The organism is Streptomyces guryensis, assembly GCF_021261325.1.
Taxonomy (GTDB): Bacteria; Actinomycetota; Actinomycetes; order Streptomycetales; family Streptomycetaceae; genus Streptomyces; species Streptomyces guryensis.
The window spans coordinates 1-16,423 of sequence record NZ_JAJSBI010000008.1; the positions used below are offsets into that span (position 1 = coordinate 1).

The following is a 16,423-nucleotide window of genomic DNA, read 5'->3' on the forward strand; positions in this document are numbered from 1 at the left end:
CTCGCCCCGACCGAAACCGGCCGAGAACGGGGTATCAACATATCTGGCGTTGATTTTTGGCACGCTGTTGAGTTCTCAAGGAACGGACGCTTCCTTTGTACTCACCCTCTCGGGCTTTCCTCCGGGCAGTTTCCCTTCGGTCTTGCGTTTCCGACTCTATCAGACCGTTTCCCGATCCGATTTCCTCGGCGCTTTCCAGGTTCCCGCTTTCGCGTTTCCCTTTCCGGCGGCTCCGACTTTATCAGAAGTTTCGAGCCGGACTGGCCGGCCGCTCGTTTCCGATTCATCGGGAGTGGCTTCTTCTGAAATCGATGTTTCCGAGAAGCAGACAGATGCTCACCGCTGCCGACCGGACTAGATCCAGTTCCAGGCAACTGTTCGAATCTACCTCCCCGCTTGGTCCGTGTCAACGGCTCCTGTGGGGCGAAGGAGAGACTAACAGGTCAGGAGGTGTGGCCGCACATCAGGCAGCCGTGGGCACCGTGGCGCTGCGCTCAGCTGTCTCGACGTCACCCGTGGCTCCGGCACGGGCCGCTCGGCCGCCCAGGACGAAGACGTACACGAGGAAGGCGAGCTCTACGGCGACACCTATGCCTATTCGCGTCCAGGTGGGCAGGCCCGACGGGGTGACGAAGCCTTCGATGGCGCCTGAGACGAAGAGGACGAGCGCGAGACCGATCGCCATGCCCACAGCGGCACGGCCTTCCTCGGCTAGAGCCGTGCGACGGGCGCGCGGGCCAGGGTCTATGAGAGTCCAGCCGAGGCGGAGCCCGGTTCCGGCAGCCACGAAGACAGCGGTCAGTTCGAGAAGGCCGTGTGGGAGGACGAGGCCCAGGAAGGTGTCGAGCCTGCCGGCCGAGGACATGAGCCCGAAGCCGACCCCGAGGTTCAGCATGTTCTGGAGGAGGATCCAGAGGACGGGCAGTCCGAGGAAGATGCCGAGGATCAGGCACTGAGCGGCGGCCCAGGCGTTGTTCGTCCAGACCTGGGCCGCGAAGGACGCCGCAGGGTGGCTTGAGTAGTACGTCTCGTACTGTCCCCCGGGACGGGTGAGTTCTCGCAGCTGGCTGGGGGCGGCAATCGTGGCCTGCACCTCGGGGTGGGTGCCGATCCACCAGCCCAGGAGGACGGCGACAACGGTGGACAGAAGCGCGGTGGGGATCCACCAGTGCCGCGATCGGTAGACCGCGGCAGGGAAGCCCTGGGTCAGGAAGCGTGAGACGTCTCGCCAGGATGCGCGTCGGGTGCCTGTCACTGCGCCACGCGCGCGTGCCACGAGCTGGCTGAGGCGTCCGGTCAGCTGGGGGTCCGGGGCGCTGGACTGGATCAGAGAGAGGTGGGTGGCCGTGCGCTGGTAGAGCGCGACGAGTTCGTCGGCCTCGGTGCCGGTGAGGCGGCGTTGACCCTTGAGGAGGGCGTCGAGGCGATCCCATTCCGCTCGGTGGGCAGTGACGAAGACGTCGAGGTCCATGATTTGCCTGCTCCTCGGCTGTTCGTCGGCGGCTCGTCGCGGTGTCAGCTTTTCGTACTGCGGCGCGATGCGCCCTCAGCTTGGCAGACTGACCGTTCAAGGGGCAGGCCAGGGGAAGGACTACGGGCGTGAGTGAGCTTGTGACGGGCGAGGCGGTGGCGCTGGAGTTGCGCCCCGCGAGGCTGCCCAGCAGGGCTCTTGCATTGTTGCTCGACCTGGCCGTGGCCATGGTCGTCTACGTAGTCCTGACCATCGCTCTGGTCGCTGCCACGGCTTCGCTGGACGACGCGGCGCAGATCGCGGTGTCGATCGCGACGTTCGTTCTGGTGCTTGTGGGAGGGCCGATCGCGGTCGAGACGCTCAGCCATGGGCGGTCGCTCGGAAAGTTGGCGTGCGGGCTGCGGGTGGTGCGGGACGACGGAGGGCCGATCCGGTTCCGGCATGCGCTGGTTCGGGGTGCGATCGGTGTGGTCGAGATCCTCATGACGTTCGGGGTCGTCGCCTGCATCGCATCCCTTGTGTCGGCTCGGGGGCGGCGGCTCGGCGACGTGTTCGCCGGGACTCTCGTCGTTCGGGAAAGGGTTCCTGTGGTGCGGACGGGCTTTCTGCCTCCCCCACCGCCCTGGCTGGCCGGGAGGTTCTCGGGGCTGGATCTGTCGGCGGTTCCCGACGGGCTGTGGCTCGCCGTCCGTCAGTATCTGTCGCGGATGCAGCAGCTGGACCCTCAGGTCAGCTGGGCCATGGCGAAGCGGCTCGCCTCGGACCTCTCGGCTGGGACGGGGACGCCCGTTCCACAGGGGGTTTCTCCGGCAGCGTATCTGGCGGCTGTGCTGCAGGAGCGGCAGGCCCGGGAGGCACGACGGGCCTTCGGGAACGGACCTGCGGTCGGGCGGCAGGGTGAGGCACCGACGCAGGTGGCTCCGGCACACGAGACTCCACAGGCCGCGCAGGCATCCCAGGCCGCCGGGGCTGCCCGACCGGATGCCTCATCGAACGATGGTCCCGCCGGCAGCGTGAGCGGAGCCACCGAGTCCACCGGCTTCGTACCGCCGGCGTAACCCCGTCGCGGCCGCTGTCGGCCGCGACGAGCCGTGTCGTCCAGGCAGCCTGGCCCGCGCGTTCTCCCGCACTGCTTCGGCCAACGGCTCGCTCAGGTGAATGTGGACGGCGCCGATTCGAGGTCTTCCAGCTCGATGCCGGGCGCGGCGAGCACCACGTCGCCGGCGACGTGTACGGCGTGCTGCCCACCCGTGTCGAGCGCTGTGACCTGGTATTCGTCCACGGTGAGGGGGCCGTTGTCAGTGGCGTGTGTTTCTCTTTTCACCAAGGCCCAGGACTGGTCCACGGTGCGCGGGGCGAGGACGGGGTCGGTGAAGGCGACGAGGCGTACGCGGGTGGCTGTGGCGGAGGGGGTGAGGCGCAGGAGACGGGTGGTCGCGATGAGGAACGCGGGGGATGTGCCGGTGAAGGCATGGGCGCGGACGTTGCCTTCGGTGGCATGAGCTCCGGTGGGGTCCGTACGGACCCAGGTGACGCCGTCGAGGGCGGCACCGCGGACCTGCCAGCCCGCGGCGTGCAGTTCGAGGCGGATGGGGCGGCCCAGTTCGTCGAGGGCCAGATCGACGGAACCCCGGTGATCGCCCGAGGTGGTGGTGAGTTGGGAGACATAGCGCCAGCCGGAGGGGCCGGGGGCGCAGTGGAAGTGCTCTTCTGCGAGGGGGGTGTGATCGTGCGGATCGTGGAGCGAATAACGGCCGCGGGGCATGGGAGTCCTGGGTCTTGACGGGCTGGTCCGGCCAACGGGCCACAGAGCCAAAGGGGCAGGCCCCCGGCACGGGGGTGCGGGGGCCTGCCTCTGAGGAACTGCTGGTGGTGAGCGTGTCAGCGCACCGACGCGCTCACCGTGGGCTTCGCCGAGCCGCTCAGTAGCGGTAGTGGTCCGACTTGTACGGGCCCTCGACCGGGACGCCGATGTAGGAGGCCTGCTCGGGGCGGAGCGTGGTCAGCTTCACGCCGAGCGAGTCCAGGTGGAGACGGGCGACCTTCTCGTCGAGGTGCTTGGGCAGCGTGTACACGCCGGTCGGGTACTCCTCCTGCTTGGTGAACAGCTCGATCTGGGCCAGGGTCTGGTCCGCGAAGGAGTTGGACATCACGAAGGACGGGTGGCCGGTGGCGTTGCCCAGGTTCAGCAGGCGGCCCTCGGAGAGGACGATCAGCACCTTGCCGTCGGGGAAGGTCCACGTGTGGACCTGCGGCTTGACCTCGTCCTTGACGATGCCCGGGATCTTGGCCAGGCCGGCCATGTCGATCTCGTTGTCGAAGTGGCCGATGTTGCCGACGATCGCCTGGTGCTTCATCTTGGCCATGTCCGAGGCCATGATGATGTCCTTGTTGCCGGTCGTGGTGACGAAGATGTCGGCCTTGTCGATGACCTCGTCGAGGGTCGTGACCTGGTAGCCGTCCATCGCCGCCTGCAGCGCGCAGATCGGGTCGATCTCGGTGACGATCACGCGGGCGCCCTGGCCGCGCAGGGACTCCGCGCAGCCCTTGCCCACGTCGCCGTAGCCGCAGACGACCGCGGTCTTGCCGCCGATGAGGACGTCGGTGGCGCGGTTGATGCCGTCGATCAGGGAGTGGCGGCAGCCGTACTTGTTGTCGAACTTCGACTTGGTCACGGCGTCGTTCACGTTGATCGCCGGGAACAGGAGGACGCCGTCGCGCTGCATCTCGTACAGGCGGTGGACGCCGGTGGTGGTCTCCTCGGTCACGCCGCGGATCTCCGAGGCGAGCTGCGTCCACTTCTGCGAGCCGTTGGTGATGGTGCGGTGCAGGAGTTCGAGGATGACGCGGTGCTCGTCGGACTCGGCGGTGTCGACGGAGGGGACCTTGCCGTCCTTCTCGTACTCGACGCCCTTGTGGACGAGGAGGGTGGCGTCGCCGCCGTCGTCGAGGATCATGTTGGGGCCGCCGGTGGGGCTGTCCGGCCAGGTCAGCGCCTGCTCCGTGCACCACCAGTACTCCTCCAGGGTCTCGCCCTTCCAGGCGAAGACCGGGACGCCCTGCGGGTTCTCGGGCGTGCCCTTGGGGCCGACGGCGATGGCGGCGGCCGCGTGGTCCTGGGTGGAGAAGATGTTGCAGGACGCCCAGCGGACCTCGGCGCCCAGGGCGACCAGGGTCTCGATGAGGACGGCGGTCTGCACGGTCATGTGCAGGGAGCCGGTGACACGCGCGCCGGCCAGCGGCTGGGTCTCGGCGTATTCCTTGCGGATCGCCATCAGGCCGGGCATCTCGTGCTCGGCGAGAGTGATCTCCTTGCGGCCGAAGTCGGCCAGGGAGAGGTCGGCGACCTTGAAGTCCTGTCGGTTGTCGACAGTCGTCATTGCTAGCTGCTCCTCGGGGTTGGGGCGAGGTGGGTACGGCTGGTCTGCGCGGCGGCGGACACAGGGGTGCCCGAAGAGGACACGAACATGCCCGCGTACGCACAGCGCAGTCCGTCGGAGGCCCTCTCTCCCTCGGTCGGTCCGCGGTGGGACCGCCCGACCGCCATCAGCAGCGACGTCTGGCTCGGTTCCAAGCTACACCGGCCGCCCGGCGGCCCCCAGTCCGCCTTCGAACACATCGCGCCGATCGGGAGGTGCAGCGGGTGCCGGTTGGGAGGGCTGGGAGGGCAGTAACAGGACACCTACGAACGACAGGACGGGGGGACGGGAGGCGCCGGACCAGGGCGAACAGGGACTTTCGCAACTTTGAGTCGAGCTGCGGATGCTGCAGGATGCCAGAAGATCGGAAACCGCTGATCGATCTTGCGGGGCGTCCGGGACGGCGCTTCGTGCGACAAAGGCGTTAGGAGATCGATGTGACCAATCCGGCCGGCTCTCCCCCCCACGGGCGGCGGCAATGTCGAGCGGGGGCGGCTGAAGCTGCTCGCAGTGACCGCATGCCCGACCGGCATCGCACACACGTATATGGCTGCGGAGAGGCTCGCGCAGGCTGCCGAGAGCCGTGGCATCGACATGAAGGTGGAGACCCAGGGATCCATCGGGGCTGAAAATGTCCTCCAAGACAACGATGTCAGAACTGCGGACGGGATCATCGTGGCCGCGGACAAGGACGTGGATCTGAGTCGTTTCGCGGGCAAGCGGGTTCTCAAGGTCGGAGTGGCCGAGGGGATTCACCACCCCGAGCAGTTGATCGAGCAGGTGCGGTCGGCGCCGGTCCATGAGCCCGGTGGCGCCGCGGTGGCTTCGTCGGCGGGCGGTGGCAGGGAGCGGAGCGTCACGTACAAGGCGCTGATGAACGGGGTCAGTTACATGATCCCGTTCGTGGTGGTCGGCGGGTTGCTGATCGCTGTCTCGCTCTCGCTCGGCGGGCATACGGACCCTTCCGGGGGCCTGGTCATCCCGAAGGGCTCCTTCTGGATGGACGTGAACAACATCGGGGTCATCGGCTTCACGCTGATGGTGCCGATTCTGTCCGGGTACATCGCGTACGCCATCGCCGACCGGCCCGCGCTCGTGCCGGGCATGATCGGTGGCTGGATCGCGAACACCGGGTCGCTGTACGACTCCAAGGCGGGGGCGGGGTTCATCGGGGCGATCGTGACCGGGTTCCTCGCCGGGTATCTGGTGCTGTGGATCAAGAAGGTCCGGGTCCCCAGGTTCGTACAGCCGATCATGCCGATCATCGTGATCCCGATTGTCGCGACGACGGTGCTCGGGATGTGCTTCATCTACGTCATCGGGAAGCCGATCGCGTGGGTTTTCGAGCATCTGACCAGCTGGCTCGGTGGATTGACGGGCACGAGTGCGGTCCTGCTCGGCACGATTCTGGGACTCATGATCGCGTTCGACATGGGCGGGCCGGTGAACAAGACGGCGTTCCTGTTCGGCGCCGGGCTCATCGCGACCGGCAACCAGACGGTCATGGGTATGTGCGCCGCCGCGATCCCGGTCATGCCTCTGGGGCAGGGGCTGGCGACGCTGATGCGGAAGCGGCTCTACACCGGGCAGGAGCGGGAGACCGGGCTCGCCTCCCTGTTCATGGGCTGTTTCGGTATCTCCGAGGGTGCGATCCCGTTCGCGGCGGCGCGGCCCGCGCAGGTCATCCCGGCCAACATGCTCGGTGGCGCGGTGGCCGGCGCGGTCGCCGGGGTCGCGGGAGTGAAGGACGCGGTGCCGCACGGTGGACCGATCGTGGCCGTGCTGGGCGCGGTGAGCGGCGTACCGATGTTCTTCGTCGCGGTGGTGATCGGCACGGTCGTCACGGCGTTGACCACGGTGACGCTGGTCGACATCGCTGAGCGCAGGCGGCGCGGTGTGCCGGTGGTCGGTGCGGGTGTGGCGGACGCCGAGCCCGCGCTGGTCCCGGTGGGCGCCGGTGTGTCTTCGGGGTCGGGCGAGCACGCCGTCGTGGCGCCACGGGCCGAGCGTGGGTCCACGCCGCCCGCTTCCGGCTCGGCGGATGCGGGCCCTGCGCCCGAGGACGCCCCCGCCGATGCCGGTGCCGATATCCTCTCCGGCTACCTCACCGAGCGGACCGTCAAGATACGGCTCGACGCACCGGAGAAAGAGGCCGCCATCCGGGAGATGGCGGAGCTGCTGGCCCGGAGCGGTGAGGTGGCGGACGTGGACGAGCTCGTGCGGACGGCGCTGCGACGCGAGGGGCAGGGCACCACCGGGCTCGGCGAGGAGATCGCGATTCCGCATGCGAAGACGGATGCGGTGATGGCGCCGGTGGTCGGGTTCGCCCGCTCCGACGAGGGCGTCGAGTGGGGCTCCATGGACGGTACGAAGGCGCGGCTGGTGTTCATGATCGCCGTACCGCAGGCCGCCGCGGGCGATGAGCACCTGCGGATTCTGGCGCTGCTGTCGCGGAAGTTGATGGACGCCGGGTTCCGGGAGCGGCTGACGATGGCCGAGGACGAGCGGGCCGTCCTCGGGGTGCTGAGCGAGATCCGGTAGTCGGCCCAGGGCCCGCGCCGTCGAGGGCGCGGGCCCGCACAGCCGGTTCACAGCGGGCCGCTGCCCTCTGCACGGCGCGGATGTTCCGCGTCGGGCGGGTCGTCGAGGTGGGCGGCGATCACATCGCCTGCTGCGTGGGGGAGGCCGAGAAGGTGCCCGAGGGTCGGCTTTTCGTGCTCGGCGGTCGCCGGTCGAACTCGCGGGACTCACGGGCCTTCCCCGACGATCACGGAGGCACGGTGCCCGTGAGCGCGGTCCAGGGCCGTGGGACGGACGACTGCACCGGTCTGGCTCTACTCGGGGTGGCCGCGTTGATGGGTGGCGGTGCAGGTATGACGACGGGGCCCACCGAGCGTTCGGCGGGCCCCTTGGCCGTATGGCGAAGTGGTGTCAGTGACCGGCGGGGTGGGGTGCCGGTCCGCCGGGCGTGGCCTCGCGGTCGGGGCCCTTGGCGGCCTCGGCCTCGCTGTAGATGTCCGGTTCTAGGTAGATGACGCGGGCGATGGGGACGGCGGCGCGGATGCGGGCCTCTGCGGCGTTGATGGCGGAGGCGACCTCGGCGGCCGTGTCGTCGTGCTGGACGGCGATCTTCGCGGCGATCAGCAGTTCCTCGGGACCGAGGTGGAGGGTGCGCATGTGGATGATGCCGGTGACCGTGTCGCCGTCCACGATGGCCGCCTCGATCTGCTTGACCTCGTCGATCCCGGCGGCCTCGCCGAGCAGGAGCGACTTGGTCTCGGCGGCGAGGACGAGGGCGATCAGGACGAGCAGGACGCCGATGCAGACCGTGCCGATGCCGTCCCAGACGCCGTCGCCGGTGAGCAGGGCGAGGCCGACACCGCCGAGCGCGAGGACCAGACCGATCAGTGCGCCGAAGTCCTCCAGGAGGACCACGGGCAGCTCCGGCGCCTTGGCGCGGCGGATGAACTGCGACCAGGACAGCTTGCCGCGCAGCTCGTTCGACTCCTTGATGGCCGTCTTGAAGGAGTAGCCCTCGGCGATGACCGCGAAGACGAGGACGCCCACCGGCCAGTACCAGTGCTCCACCTCGTGCGGGTGGCGGATCTTCTCGTAGCCCTCGTAGATGGCGAACATGCCGCCGACCGAGAAGAGGACGATCGAGACGAGGAAGGCGTAGATGTACCGCTCGCGGCCGTAGCCGAAGGGGTGCTGCGGGGTCGCCTCGCGCTGGGCCTTCTTGCCGCCGATCAGCAGCAGGAACTGATTGCCCGAGTCGGCGAGCGAGTGGACGCCCTCGGCGAGCAACGACGAGGAACCGCTGAACGCGAACGCCACGAACTTCGATACCGCGATCGCGAGGTTGGCTCCGAGTGCCGCCACGATCGCCCTGGTGCCGCCTGACGCGCTCATGTGTCCGCGTTGTCCCTTCGCCTTCGTACGTACGCCGTCCGGGGTCCCGCCTCGTCGTGGCTTTGCCCGTCCTTTGCCGGTGGGCCATTCTTGCAGCCCTGCCCGGCGACAGCGCGTCAGGTATCCACAACCCCGGTCATACGATCACAGTGGCCCGGAAGACCGTACCCGCTCCGGACACTTCGGCCTTCTCGCCCGCCGGGACGAAGACCGACTGGCCGGGGCGCAGTTCGTGTTCGCCCGCCTGCACGGAACCGGCCGTGCAGAGCAGGATCTGCGGGGTGGCGCGGGTGAGGTCGTGGGCGGAGCCGCCCTCGGGCAGGACGTATCGCGACAGCCGGAACTCGTCGATCGGGGTCTCGTAGACCTGCTCGCCGTCCGGGGACGCCTCGGGGCGCAGCACTCCGGGGTCGCTCGCCTCGAAGCGGACGATGCGCAGGAGTTCGGGGACGTCGACGTGCTTGGGGGTCAGGCCGCAGCGCAGGACGTTGTCGGAGTTGGCCATGATCTCGACGCCGAGGCCGTTCAGGTACGCGTGCGGGATGCCCGCTCCGAGGAAGAGTGCCTCGCCGGGCTGCAGGCGCACGTAGTTGAGGAGCATGGCGGCGATGACGCCCGGGTCGCCCGGGTAGTGGTGGGCGATGTCGGCGTAGGGCGCGTACGCGCCGCCGAGACGCGTGCAGGCGGCCGTGGCCGCGGCGACCGTGTGGTGCATCTCCTCCGGGTCGGCGGTGAGTATCGCCGTGAGGACCTCGCGCAGGGCCGCGTCCTCGGGGTGGGCGTGCAGCAGGTCGACGTACGGCTTGAGGGAGTCGACGCCCAGGCCCGCCAGCAGGTCGGCGGCCTGGCGGGGGTCGCGGAAGCCGCACAGGCCGTCGAACTCGGTGAGCGCGCAGATCAGTTCGGGCTTGTGGTTGGCGTCCTTGTAGTTGCGGTGCGGGGCGTCGACCGGGATCTTCCGGCGTTCCTCGTCCTCGTAACCCTCCTTCGCCTGCGCCAGGTTGGGGTGCACTTGGAGGGAGAGCGGGGCGCCGGCGGCGAGGATCTTGAGGAGGAAGGGCAGGCGGGTGCCGAACCTGGCGACGGCGGCCGGGCCGAGTTCCTTCTCCGGGTCCGCGTCGACGACCTCGACGAGCGTGCCGCGTCCGGTGCGCGAGGGGGCGCCGGGGTGGGCGCCCATCCACATCTCCGCCTGGGGTTCACCGGTCGGTTCGACACCGAGCAGGTGCGGGATCGCGGTGGTCGAACCCCAGGCGTAGGGGCGGATGGTGTTGTCGAGGCGGTCCATGCGGTTGCGTTTCTTTCTGCCGGTTCTTCGGGCGTACGACTGCTCGTCTTCGCGTGGCGTACGGCGGTCAGGGCGTCGGCGTCAAGATCAGGCCCCCGAAGCGAGCGCCAGGTAAACGGCGGCGAAATCCGTGATGGCGATCAGTTCGGCGAGGGTCTCCAGTTCGCCGCCGGGTTCCGGTTCCAGTTCGCTGATCGGCGTGTCGTGGCTGAGGGCCAGATCACGAGCGGTGGGAGCGGCGGTGAGGCCTTCGCTCGGGCGGTCGCGGAGCAGCACCACGCGCGCGTGCAGGGCGGGTGCCTCCTCTACGCGGTCGCGGAAGAAGTCGTCCGGGTCGGCGCTGGCGGCGAGCGGGCCGGCCAGCAGGGCGCTGTGCGCGGCGAGTGCCTCGGGGAGTTCGGCGACGACCGCCGGGCGGCCGGCGAGTTCGGCGAGGGCTGCCGCGAAACGGCGGCCCGCGGGGCCTGCCGAGACGCCCTCGGTCCATACGACGGGCAGCGTGTCGGCGAGTTCGGCGGCGAGCGTCTTGGCGGGGTTGCTGTAGGTCGCGATGGCGGGGCCGCAGCGTTCGGCGATGAGGTCGAGACGGTCGGCGATCTTCTCGACGGCCTCCGGCGGGGCGGTGACCAGGCCGGTGCGGTCGAGGAGGGCGAGGAGGGGCGTGAGCAGCGCCCACAGGACGCCGGGGGCGGACGCGGCGAGTTCCTGCTCGTCCTGCTCCTCGTACGGGGCTGTCGCCATCGGCACGAAGAGGCCGTGAGCACCCTCCACCGCCTCGGTGAGCGGGGTGTGGGCGGGAGCGACGGCGACGACCGTGCAGCCGCGGCGGTAGGCCGCGTCGGCGAGCAGGGACAGGCCCGGTTCGGTGCCGTCGGGGGTGGTGATCAGGAGCAGGTCGACGCTCCCGGCCCAGCCCGGGAGTTCCCAGCGCAGGGCGCCCGCGGCTGGGGCGACGCCGGTGGGGGCGAGCCGGATGACGGGGCTGCCGGGGCCGGCGAGCGAGCCGAGGAGGTCGGCGGCACAGATGGCTGCGGCGCCGGGGCCCGCGATGAGGACCGCGCGGGGGCGGCCGTCGGGCTTGAGGTCACCCACGCCGGCCTCTGCGGCGTGCCGGGCGGCTGTGCGGACGCGGGCGCCTGCCTCGGCGGCGCCGCGGAGCAGGCCGCGGCGGTCGGCCTCCGAGAGGGCCTCGGGGGTGTCTAGCAGCGACTCGTCGAGCATGGGCGGCAGCCTCCGATCGCCGGGGTTCTTTGTGTGCGCGCCAGGGTCGTACGCGCGGCCGGGGCTTCTTGCGCGGGTGCCTTGGTGCGCGGGTGCCTTCCTGCGCGGTGCCTTTTCGCGCCGGGGGCGGGGCTCGGCGTTACGCGGGGCGGCGGGCCTCGTCGACGAGCAGGACGGGGATGCCGTCGCGGACGGGGTAGGCCAGGCCGCAGTCCTCGCCCGTGCAGATCAGCTCGGTTTCCTGCTCCTTCGTCTCCTGCTCCTTGAGCGGGGCGTGGCAGGCCGGGCAGGCGAGGATCTCCAGGAGGCCGGCTTCGAGCGGCATGGCTGTGTCCCTTCGGGGGCGGGTGCGTGTGCGTTTGTTCGGGCGGGCGTGTGCGGATGTGCCTGGTCAGCGTACCGCCGTGGGGGGCGGGGTGCCGGGGTTGGGGCGGGGTCGGGTCGGGTGGCTGCGGGAGGGGTTCGCCCCCGCCGCCCCCGCCCTTCCCATCCCCAGGGGCGCTGCCCCTTCGGCCCCGCCGGCAGGCTGTGCCCCCCAGGGCCCCACATCGGGGCCTGAACGGCCTCGTCCTCAAACGCCGGACGGGCTGCATTTCGCCGGCCGGGGCCCAAGAGGTGCAGCCCTGGTCAGGCTCGGATGATGGCCAGGGCCTCGTCGCGGATCTTCGTCATCGTCGCCTCGTCCCTCGCCTCCGCGTTGAGGCGGAGCAGGGGTTCCGTGTTGGAGGGGCGGACGTTGAACCACCAGTCGGTGGAGGTGACCGTCAGGCCGTCGAGTTCGTCCAGGGCCACGTCCTCGCGGGAGCCGTATGCCGCCTTGATGGCCGCCAGGCGGTCGGCCTGGTCGGCGACCGTGGAGTTGATCTCTCCGGAGCCGATGTAGCGGTCGTACTCGGCGACCAGCCCGGAGAGGGGGCCGTCCTGGCCGCCGAGGGCCGCGAGGACGTGGAGGGCGGCCAGCATGCCGGTGTCGGCGTTCCAGAAGTCCTTGAAGTAGTAGTGGGCCGAGTGTTCGCCGCCGAAGATCGCGCCCGACTTCGCCATCTCGGCCTTGATGAAGGAGTGGCCGACGCGGGTACGGGCCGGGGTGCCGCCGTGTTCGCGAACCACCTCGGGGACCGACCAGGAGGTGATCAGGTTGTGGATGATCACGCCCTTGCCGCCGTTCCTCGCCAGCTCGCGCGCGGCCACCAGCGCTGTGACGGCCGACGGCGAGACCGGGTCGCCGTGCTCGTCGACGACGAAGCAGCGGTCCGCGTCGCCGTCGAAGGCGATACCGAGGTCGGCGGACTCCTCGCGCACGCGCTGCTGCAGGTCGACGAGGTTCGCCGGGTCCAGCGGGTTCGCCTCGTGGTTCGGGAAGGTGCCGTCGAGTTCGAAGTACATCGGGACGAGGGTCAGGGGCAGGCCCGCGAAGACCGTGGGGACCGTGTGGCCGCCCATGCCGTTGCCCGCGTCGACGACGACCTTCAGGGGGCGGAGGGAGGTCAGGTCGACGAGGGAGCGGAGGTGGGCCGCGTAGTCCGACAACGTGTCGCGTGAGGTGATGGTTCCCGGCTCGGCGACCGGCTCGGGGGCGCCCGACTCGCTCCACCGCTCGGCCAGTTCACGGATCTGGGACAGGCCCGTGTCCTGGCCCACCGGAGCCGCGCCCGCGCGGCACAGCTTGATGCCGTTGTACTGCGCGGGGTTGTGCGAGGCCGTGAACATCGCGCCGGGCAGGTTCAGGGCACCCGAGGCGTAGTACAGCTGGTCGGTCGAGCACAGGCCGATCTCGGTCACGTCCACGCCCTGTGCGGCCGCCCCGCGCGCGAAGGCACGCGACAGACCCGGCGACGACGGCCGCATGTCGTGGCCGATCACGATCGCGTCCGCTCCGGTCACGTGGACGAAGGCCGCCCCGAAGAGTTCGGCCAGCGGCTCGTCCCACTGGTCCGGGACCACCCCGCGTACGTCGTACGCCTTCACGATCTGCGACAGATCAGCAGCCACGGCCAACCCTCCTGGAGTCCTATCGGTCGCCTCAAACTACCCGTAGCGTCCGGCCGTGCGCCCTGCGGACTCCGAGTGGACACCCAACCGTGGCCTCAGGTCGGAGTCGGGTGAGAAACCGGGAAGAACCGGGACAGGATCCGGGAAGAGCGGGCTGGTTTCGCGACGGGTCAGGGCAGCATCCAGTCCAGGACCGGTGAGCTCTGGCCCACCACGATCAGGCACATCACCAGCAGCAGGCCCACGCTCCAGGGCAGCACCTTGCGCAGCAGATCCCCCTCGCGGCCCGCGAGACCCACGGCCGCGCACGCGATGGTGAGGTTCTGCGGCGAGATCATCTTGCCCAGGACACCACCCGAACTGTTGGCGGCGGCCAGGAGTTCGGGCGACAGGCCGGACTGGCGGGCCGCAGTCACCTGCAGCGCCCCGAAGAGCGCGTTGGCCGATGTGTCCGAGCCGGAGACCGCCACCCCGAACCAGCCCAGGACGGGTGACAGGAAGCCCAGCCCGGCTCCCGCAGCCGCCACGAAGTGGCCGATCGTGCCCGCCTGCCCGGAGAGGTTCATGACGTACGCGAGTGCCAGCACGGACGTCACGGTCAGGATCGCGAACCTCAGCTCGTGCACGGTCGCGAGCCATTCCCTGACCGCCACGCGTGCGTGCACGCCGAGTACGACCGCCGTGCAGACTCCGGCGAGCAGCACGAGCGTGCCCCCGGTCGACACGACCGGCCAGGTGAAGACATTGCCGCCGACCGGCTTCCCGTCGGGCCCCGCGACATCCAGGAACGGCCAGTCGTACGTCTGGGTCGCCTCGGCCAGCCAGTCCTTGACCGCCGGGACCTGCGCTGCCGAGAAGATCGCGACGATGAGTGCGTAGGGGGCGTAGGCGCGCAGGACTTCGCGCCGCGGGTCCGCCTCGTCCAGTTCCTCGCTGCGTACGCCGGTCAGCACGGACGCGCGTACCGACTCGGTGGCGGGCACGCGCGCGTGCGGTACGGCGACCAGGGCGCCCGCGCCCGCCAGGGACGCGCCGATGTCCGCGAGTTGGGCGGAGACGTAGTTGGAGGCGGCGAACTGGACGACGGCGAAGGCGACTCCGCACACCAGGGCGGGCACCCAGGTCTCGCGCAGGCCGCGCCGCCCGTCCACCAGCCAGACCAGGAGGAGCGGCACCACCAGTGCCAGCAGCGGGGTTTGACGCCCCACCACGGAGGCCACGGAGTCCAACGGCAGCCCCGTCACCTGTGCGAGTGTCACGACCGGTGTGCCCATCGCCCCGAAGGCGACCGGTGCGGTGTTGGCGACGAGCGCGACGACCGCGGCGCGCACCGGGTCGAAGCCGAGGGCGACGAGCATGACCGAGCAGATCGCGACCGGCGCACCGAATCCGGCGAGGGCCTCCAGGAGCGCGCCGAAGCAGAAAGCGACCACGAGCGCCTGGATGCGCGGGTCGTCCGACAGGCGTCCGAAGGAGCGTCGCAGGATGTCGAAGTGCCGGGTGCGCACCGTCATCCGGTACACCCACAGGGCGTTGGCCACGATCCACAGGATGGGGAAGAGACCGAAGACGGCTCCCTGGGCGGCGCTGGAGAGCGTCTGGCCGAGCGGCATGCCGTAGGCGAGCCAGGCGACCAGAACGGCCGCCAGAAGCCCTGTCAGGCCCGCCAGGTGCGCTTTCATGCGCGCTCCGCCGAGGAGGATGAGAACGATCAGCAGGGGCAGGGCCGCGACGAGGGCGGACAGGCCGAGCGAGTGGGCGACGGGTTCCAGATCCTGGACGTACACGGGCGCCTCCCCGGATTCCGGCATGCGGAAAGCGATTTCCCGCCGGTTGCATCACCGGAATGATCGTGTCCGCAACAAGGGCCCGTCAATGGGCGTGCGTCGCCGGATGGAACGGGGGCGGGCGGGAGGTGCTCAGTTGTCCGGGGACCGCAGTACCCGCAGATGCCCGCGCCGCGCGACCTCCATCGGGTCCGCCGTACGCGCCCCGCCACCGCCCGCGCCTGCCGCCCGCTCCTGGGGGCGGGCCGCCTCGCGCACCGCGTTGGCAAGCGCTTCCAGATCGTCGCCGCTGGGGCGGGCCGGAGCGGAGCCGTCGAGCAGCCGGACGACCTCCCAGCCGCGCGGGGCGGTGAGGCGCTCGGAGTGCTCGGCGCACAGGTCGTAGCAGTGGGGTTCGGCGTAGGTGGCGAGCGGGCCGAGGACCGCGGTCGAGTCGGCGTAGACGTACGTCAGCGTCGCGACGGCGGGACGGCCGCAAGCGGTGCGCGAACAGCGACGTACAGGGCTCACGACGTTGGACGGTACCGCACTCTTGAGCGGGCCGCGACGACTCTCCCCCAGGTCACCCCACCGTGTCGTGCTGTGAAACACCCCACACACCTCCCGCGGAGCACCTCGCTGACCTGCACGGACGCACATTCACACGGCCTCGCGCACCTCTTCGCCCGATCAACACACCGTACAAACACCGTCAATTGCCCCACGATCGTCGGTCTCGGAGAGATACGGAAACGAGCCCAACCTTGGCTGGAATGGTCATCCTGCGACATGCCGTCCAGGGGGGTCCGAGGCGCTTCGGCCGGCCGCGTGGGGCACGGCGCGCGGTCCCGGCGGGGACTAGGCTTCACCAGTGATGGACAACCCCGTACCGCCCCGAGCCGCCCGCCCCGGGCCCCGCCGTCGTGATCGCCACGGCCGGGGCATGCGCGGCCCGATCGCGCCGCCCCAGGTACCGCTTGCCGCGAGCCGCGCCGAGGCGTTCGCGGATCTGGTGCAGGACTCCGTGGAGCGGCTGGAACGGCGGTGGCCGCAGCTCGCCGAGATCGATTTCCTCGTCCTCGAGGTGCCACGTCTGGACGGCCCCGCCGAGGCCTGGATCGACGAGGCGGTGCCGCTGGGCGGCACGATTCCCTCGCGGGAAGGGAGGCCGGCCCGGGTGGTCGTCTACCGGCGGCCGGTCGAGATCCGCACGAAGGGGCGCGACGAGCGGGCCGCGCTGGTGCACGAAGTTGTCGTCGAGCAGGTCGCCGAGTTGCTGGGGCTGACTCCGGAGACGGTGGATCCGCGGTACGGGGAGGACTGACCGCGGTTCCAGCGGCACCCGGCGCTGGTG

15 protein-coding genes are annotated in these 16,423 nt (G+C 70.1%); 5 read left to right on the top strand and 10 right to left on the bottom strand.

Features of this window, described 5'->3' with window-relative positions; genetic code table 11:
* Positions 1-358, top strand: a 358-nt coding sequence (locus LJ657_RS17550) for a hypothetical protein (protein ID WP_232649564.1), incomplete at its 5' end; no start/stop codon positions are given.
* Positions 359-463: 105 nt separating this feature from the next.
* Here the strand turns inward: LJ657_RS17550 and LJ657_RS17555 are convergent.
* Complete coding sequence (locus LJ657_RS17555) at positions 464-1,471, bottom strand: stage II sporulation protein M (RefSeq protein WP_232649565.1); 1,008 nt, start codon at positions 1,469-1,471, stop codon at positions 464-466.
* Positions 1,472-1,599: 128 nt separating this feature from the next.
* Here LJ657_RS17555 and LJ657_RS17560 point away from each other — a divergent pair, with 128 nt between their 5' ends.
* The gene (locus LJ657_RS17560) at positions 1,600-2,529 is read left to right on the top strand and encodes an RDD family protein (RefSeq protein ID WP_232649566.1); all 930 of its coding nucleotides are present in this window, start codon (positions 1,600-1,602) and stop codon (positions 2,527-2,529) included.
* A gap of 92 nt (positions 2,530-2,621) precedes the next feature.
* On the opposite strand, the gene LJ657_RS17565 is transcribed toward LJ657_RS17560, so the two are convergent.
* Complete coding sequence (locus LJ657_RS17565; RefSeq protein ID WP_232649567.1) at positions 2,622-3,236, bottom strand: hypothetical protein; 615 nt, start codon at positions 3,234-3,236, stop codon at positions 2,622-2,624.
* Positions 3,237-3,393: 157 nt separating this feature from the next.
* Positions 3,394-4,851, bottom strand: coding sequence for an adenosylhomocysteinase (gene ahcY, locus LJ657_RS17570; RefSeq protein WP_232649568.1), 1,458 nt, complete (start codon positions 4,849-4,851; stop codon positions 3,394-3,396).
* Positions 4,852-5,400: 549 nt separating this feature from the next.
* Between ahcY and LJ657_RS17575 the strand changes: the two genes are divergently transcribed.
* Positions 5,401-7,431: a fructose-specific PTS transporter subunit EIIC gene (locus tag LJ657_RS17575; RefSeq protein ID WP_308117058.1), complete on the top strand. Its 2,031-nt coding sequence runs from the start codon at positions 5,401-5,403 to the stop codon at positions 7,429-7,431.
* Between the two features lie 80 nt (positions 7,432-7,511).
* Positions 7,512-7,925: a S26 family signal peptidase gene (locus LJ657_RS17580; RefSeq protein WP_308117059.1), complete on the top strand. Its 414-nt coding sequence runs from the start codon at positions 7,512-7,514 to the stop codon at positions 7,923-7,925.
* On the opposite strand, the gene LJ657_RS17585 is transcribed toward LJ657_RS17580, so the two are convergent.
* The 7 genes from LJ657_RS17585 to LJ657_RS17615 all read right to left on the bottom strand — a co-directional run bounded on the left by LJ657_RS17585 (position 7,822) and on the right by LJ657_RS17615 (position 15,600).
* Entirely contained in the window at positions 7,822-8,802 is a 981-nt protein-coding gene (locus tag LJ657_RS17585; RefSeq protein ID WP_232649569.1) for a cation diffusion facilitator family transporter, read from the bottom strand. The two genes, LJ657_RS17580 and LJ657_RS17585, sit on opposite strands and share 104 nt — an antisense overlap.
* Positions 8,803-8,938: 136 nt before the next feature.
* Positions 8,939-10,090: a mannose-6-phosphate isomerase, class I gene (gene manA, locus LJ657_RS17590; protein ID WP_232649570.1), complete on the bottom strand. Its 1,152-nt coding sequence runs from the start codon at positions 10,088-10,090 to the stop codon at positions 8,939-8,941.
* A gap of 87 nt (positions 10,091-10,177) precedes the next feature.
* Positions 10,178-11,311, bottom strand: coding sequence for an SIS domain-containing protein (locus tag LJ657_RS17595; protein ID WP_232649571.1), 1,134 nt, complete (start codon positions 11,309-11,311; stop codon positions 10,178-10,180).
* Between the two features lie 139 nt (positions 11,312-11,450).
* Positions 11,451-11,636: a Trm112 family protein gene (locus LJ657_RS17600; protein ID WP_232649572.1), complete on the bottom strand. Its 186-nt coding sequence runs from the start codon at positions 11,634-11,636 to the stop codon at positions 11,451-11,453.
* Between the two features lie 302 nt (positions 11,637-11,938).
* A complete protein-coding gene (locus LJ657_RS17605; RefSeq protein WP_232649573.1) occupies positions 11,939-13,303 on the bottom strand; it encodes a phosphomannomutase/phosphoglucomutase in 1,365 nt (454 codons plus the stop codon).
* A gap of 170 nt (positions 13,304-13,473) precedes the next feature.
* Positions 13,474-15,090: an L-lactate permease gene (locus LJ657_RS17610; RefSeq protein WP_232649840.1), complete on the bottom strand. Its 1,617-nt coding sequence runs from the start codon at positions 15,088-15,090 to the stop codon at positions 13,474-13,476.
* A gap of 132 nt (positions 15,091-15,222) precedes the next feature.
* Positions 15,223-15,600, bottom strand: a complete 378-nt coding sequence (locus LJ657_RS17615; protein WP_030941657.1) for a DUF3499 domain-containing protein — start codon at positions 15,598-15,600, stop codon at positions 15,223-15,225.
* A gap of 343 nt (positions 15,601-15,943) precedes the next feature.
* On the opposite strand from LJ657_RS17615, the gene LJ657_RS17620 reads away from it, so the two are divergent.
* Complete coding sequence (locus tag LJ657_RS17620) at positions 15,944-16,393, top strand: metallopeptidase family protein (RefSeq protein WP_232649841.1); 450 nt, start codon at positions 15,944-15,946, stop codon at positions 16,391-16,393.
* The last annotated feature ends 30 nt before the right edge of the window (positions 16,394-16,423 follow it).

Excerpts from the sequence above, each read along its gene's own strand:
- manA (WP_232649570.1), bottom strand. The coding sequence starts at position 10,090 with ATGGACCGCCTCGACAACACCATCCGCCCCTACGCCTGGGGTTCGACC.
- LJ657_RS17620 (WP_232649841.1), top strand. The coding sequence starts at position 15,944 with ATGGACAACCCCGTACCGCCCCGAGCCGCCCGCCCCGGGCCCCGCCGT.
- LJ657_RS17580 (WP_308117059.1), top strand. The coding sequence starts at position 7,512 with ATGTTCCGCGTCGGGCGGGTCGTCGAGGTGGGCGGCGATCACATCGCC.
- ahcY (WP_232649568.1), bottom strand. The coding sequence starts at position 4,851 with ATGACGACTGTCGACAACCGACAGGACTTCAAGGTCGCCGACCTCTCC.
- LJ657_RS17585 (WP_232649569.1), bottom strand. The coding sequence starts at position 8,802 with ATGAGCGCGTCAGGCGGCACCAGGGCGATCGTGGCGGCACTCGGAGCC.
- LJ657_RS17555 (WP_232649565.1), bottom strand. The coding sequence starts at position 1,471 with ATGGACCTCGACGTCTTCGTCACTGCCCACCGAGCGGAATGGGATCGC.
- LJ657_RS17565 (WP_232649567.1), bottom strand. The coding sequence starts at position 3,236 with ATGCCCCGCGGCCGTTATTCGCTCCACGATCCGCACGATCACACCCCC.
- LJ657_RS17595 (WP_232649571.1), bottom strand. The coding sequence starts at position 11,311 with ATGCTCGACGAGTCGCTGCTAGACACCCCCGAGGCCCTCTCGGAGGCC.
- LJ657_RS17600 (WP_232649572.1), bottom strand. The coding sequence starts at position 11,636 with ATGCCGCTCGAAGCCGGCCTCCTGGAGATCCTCGCCTGCCCGGCCTGC.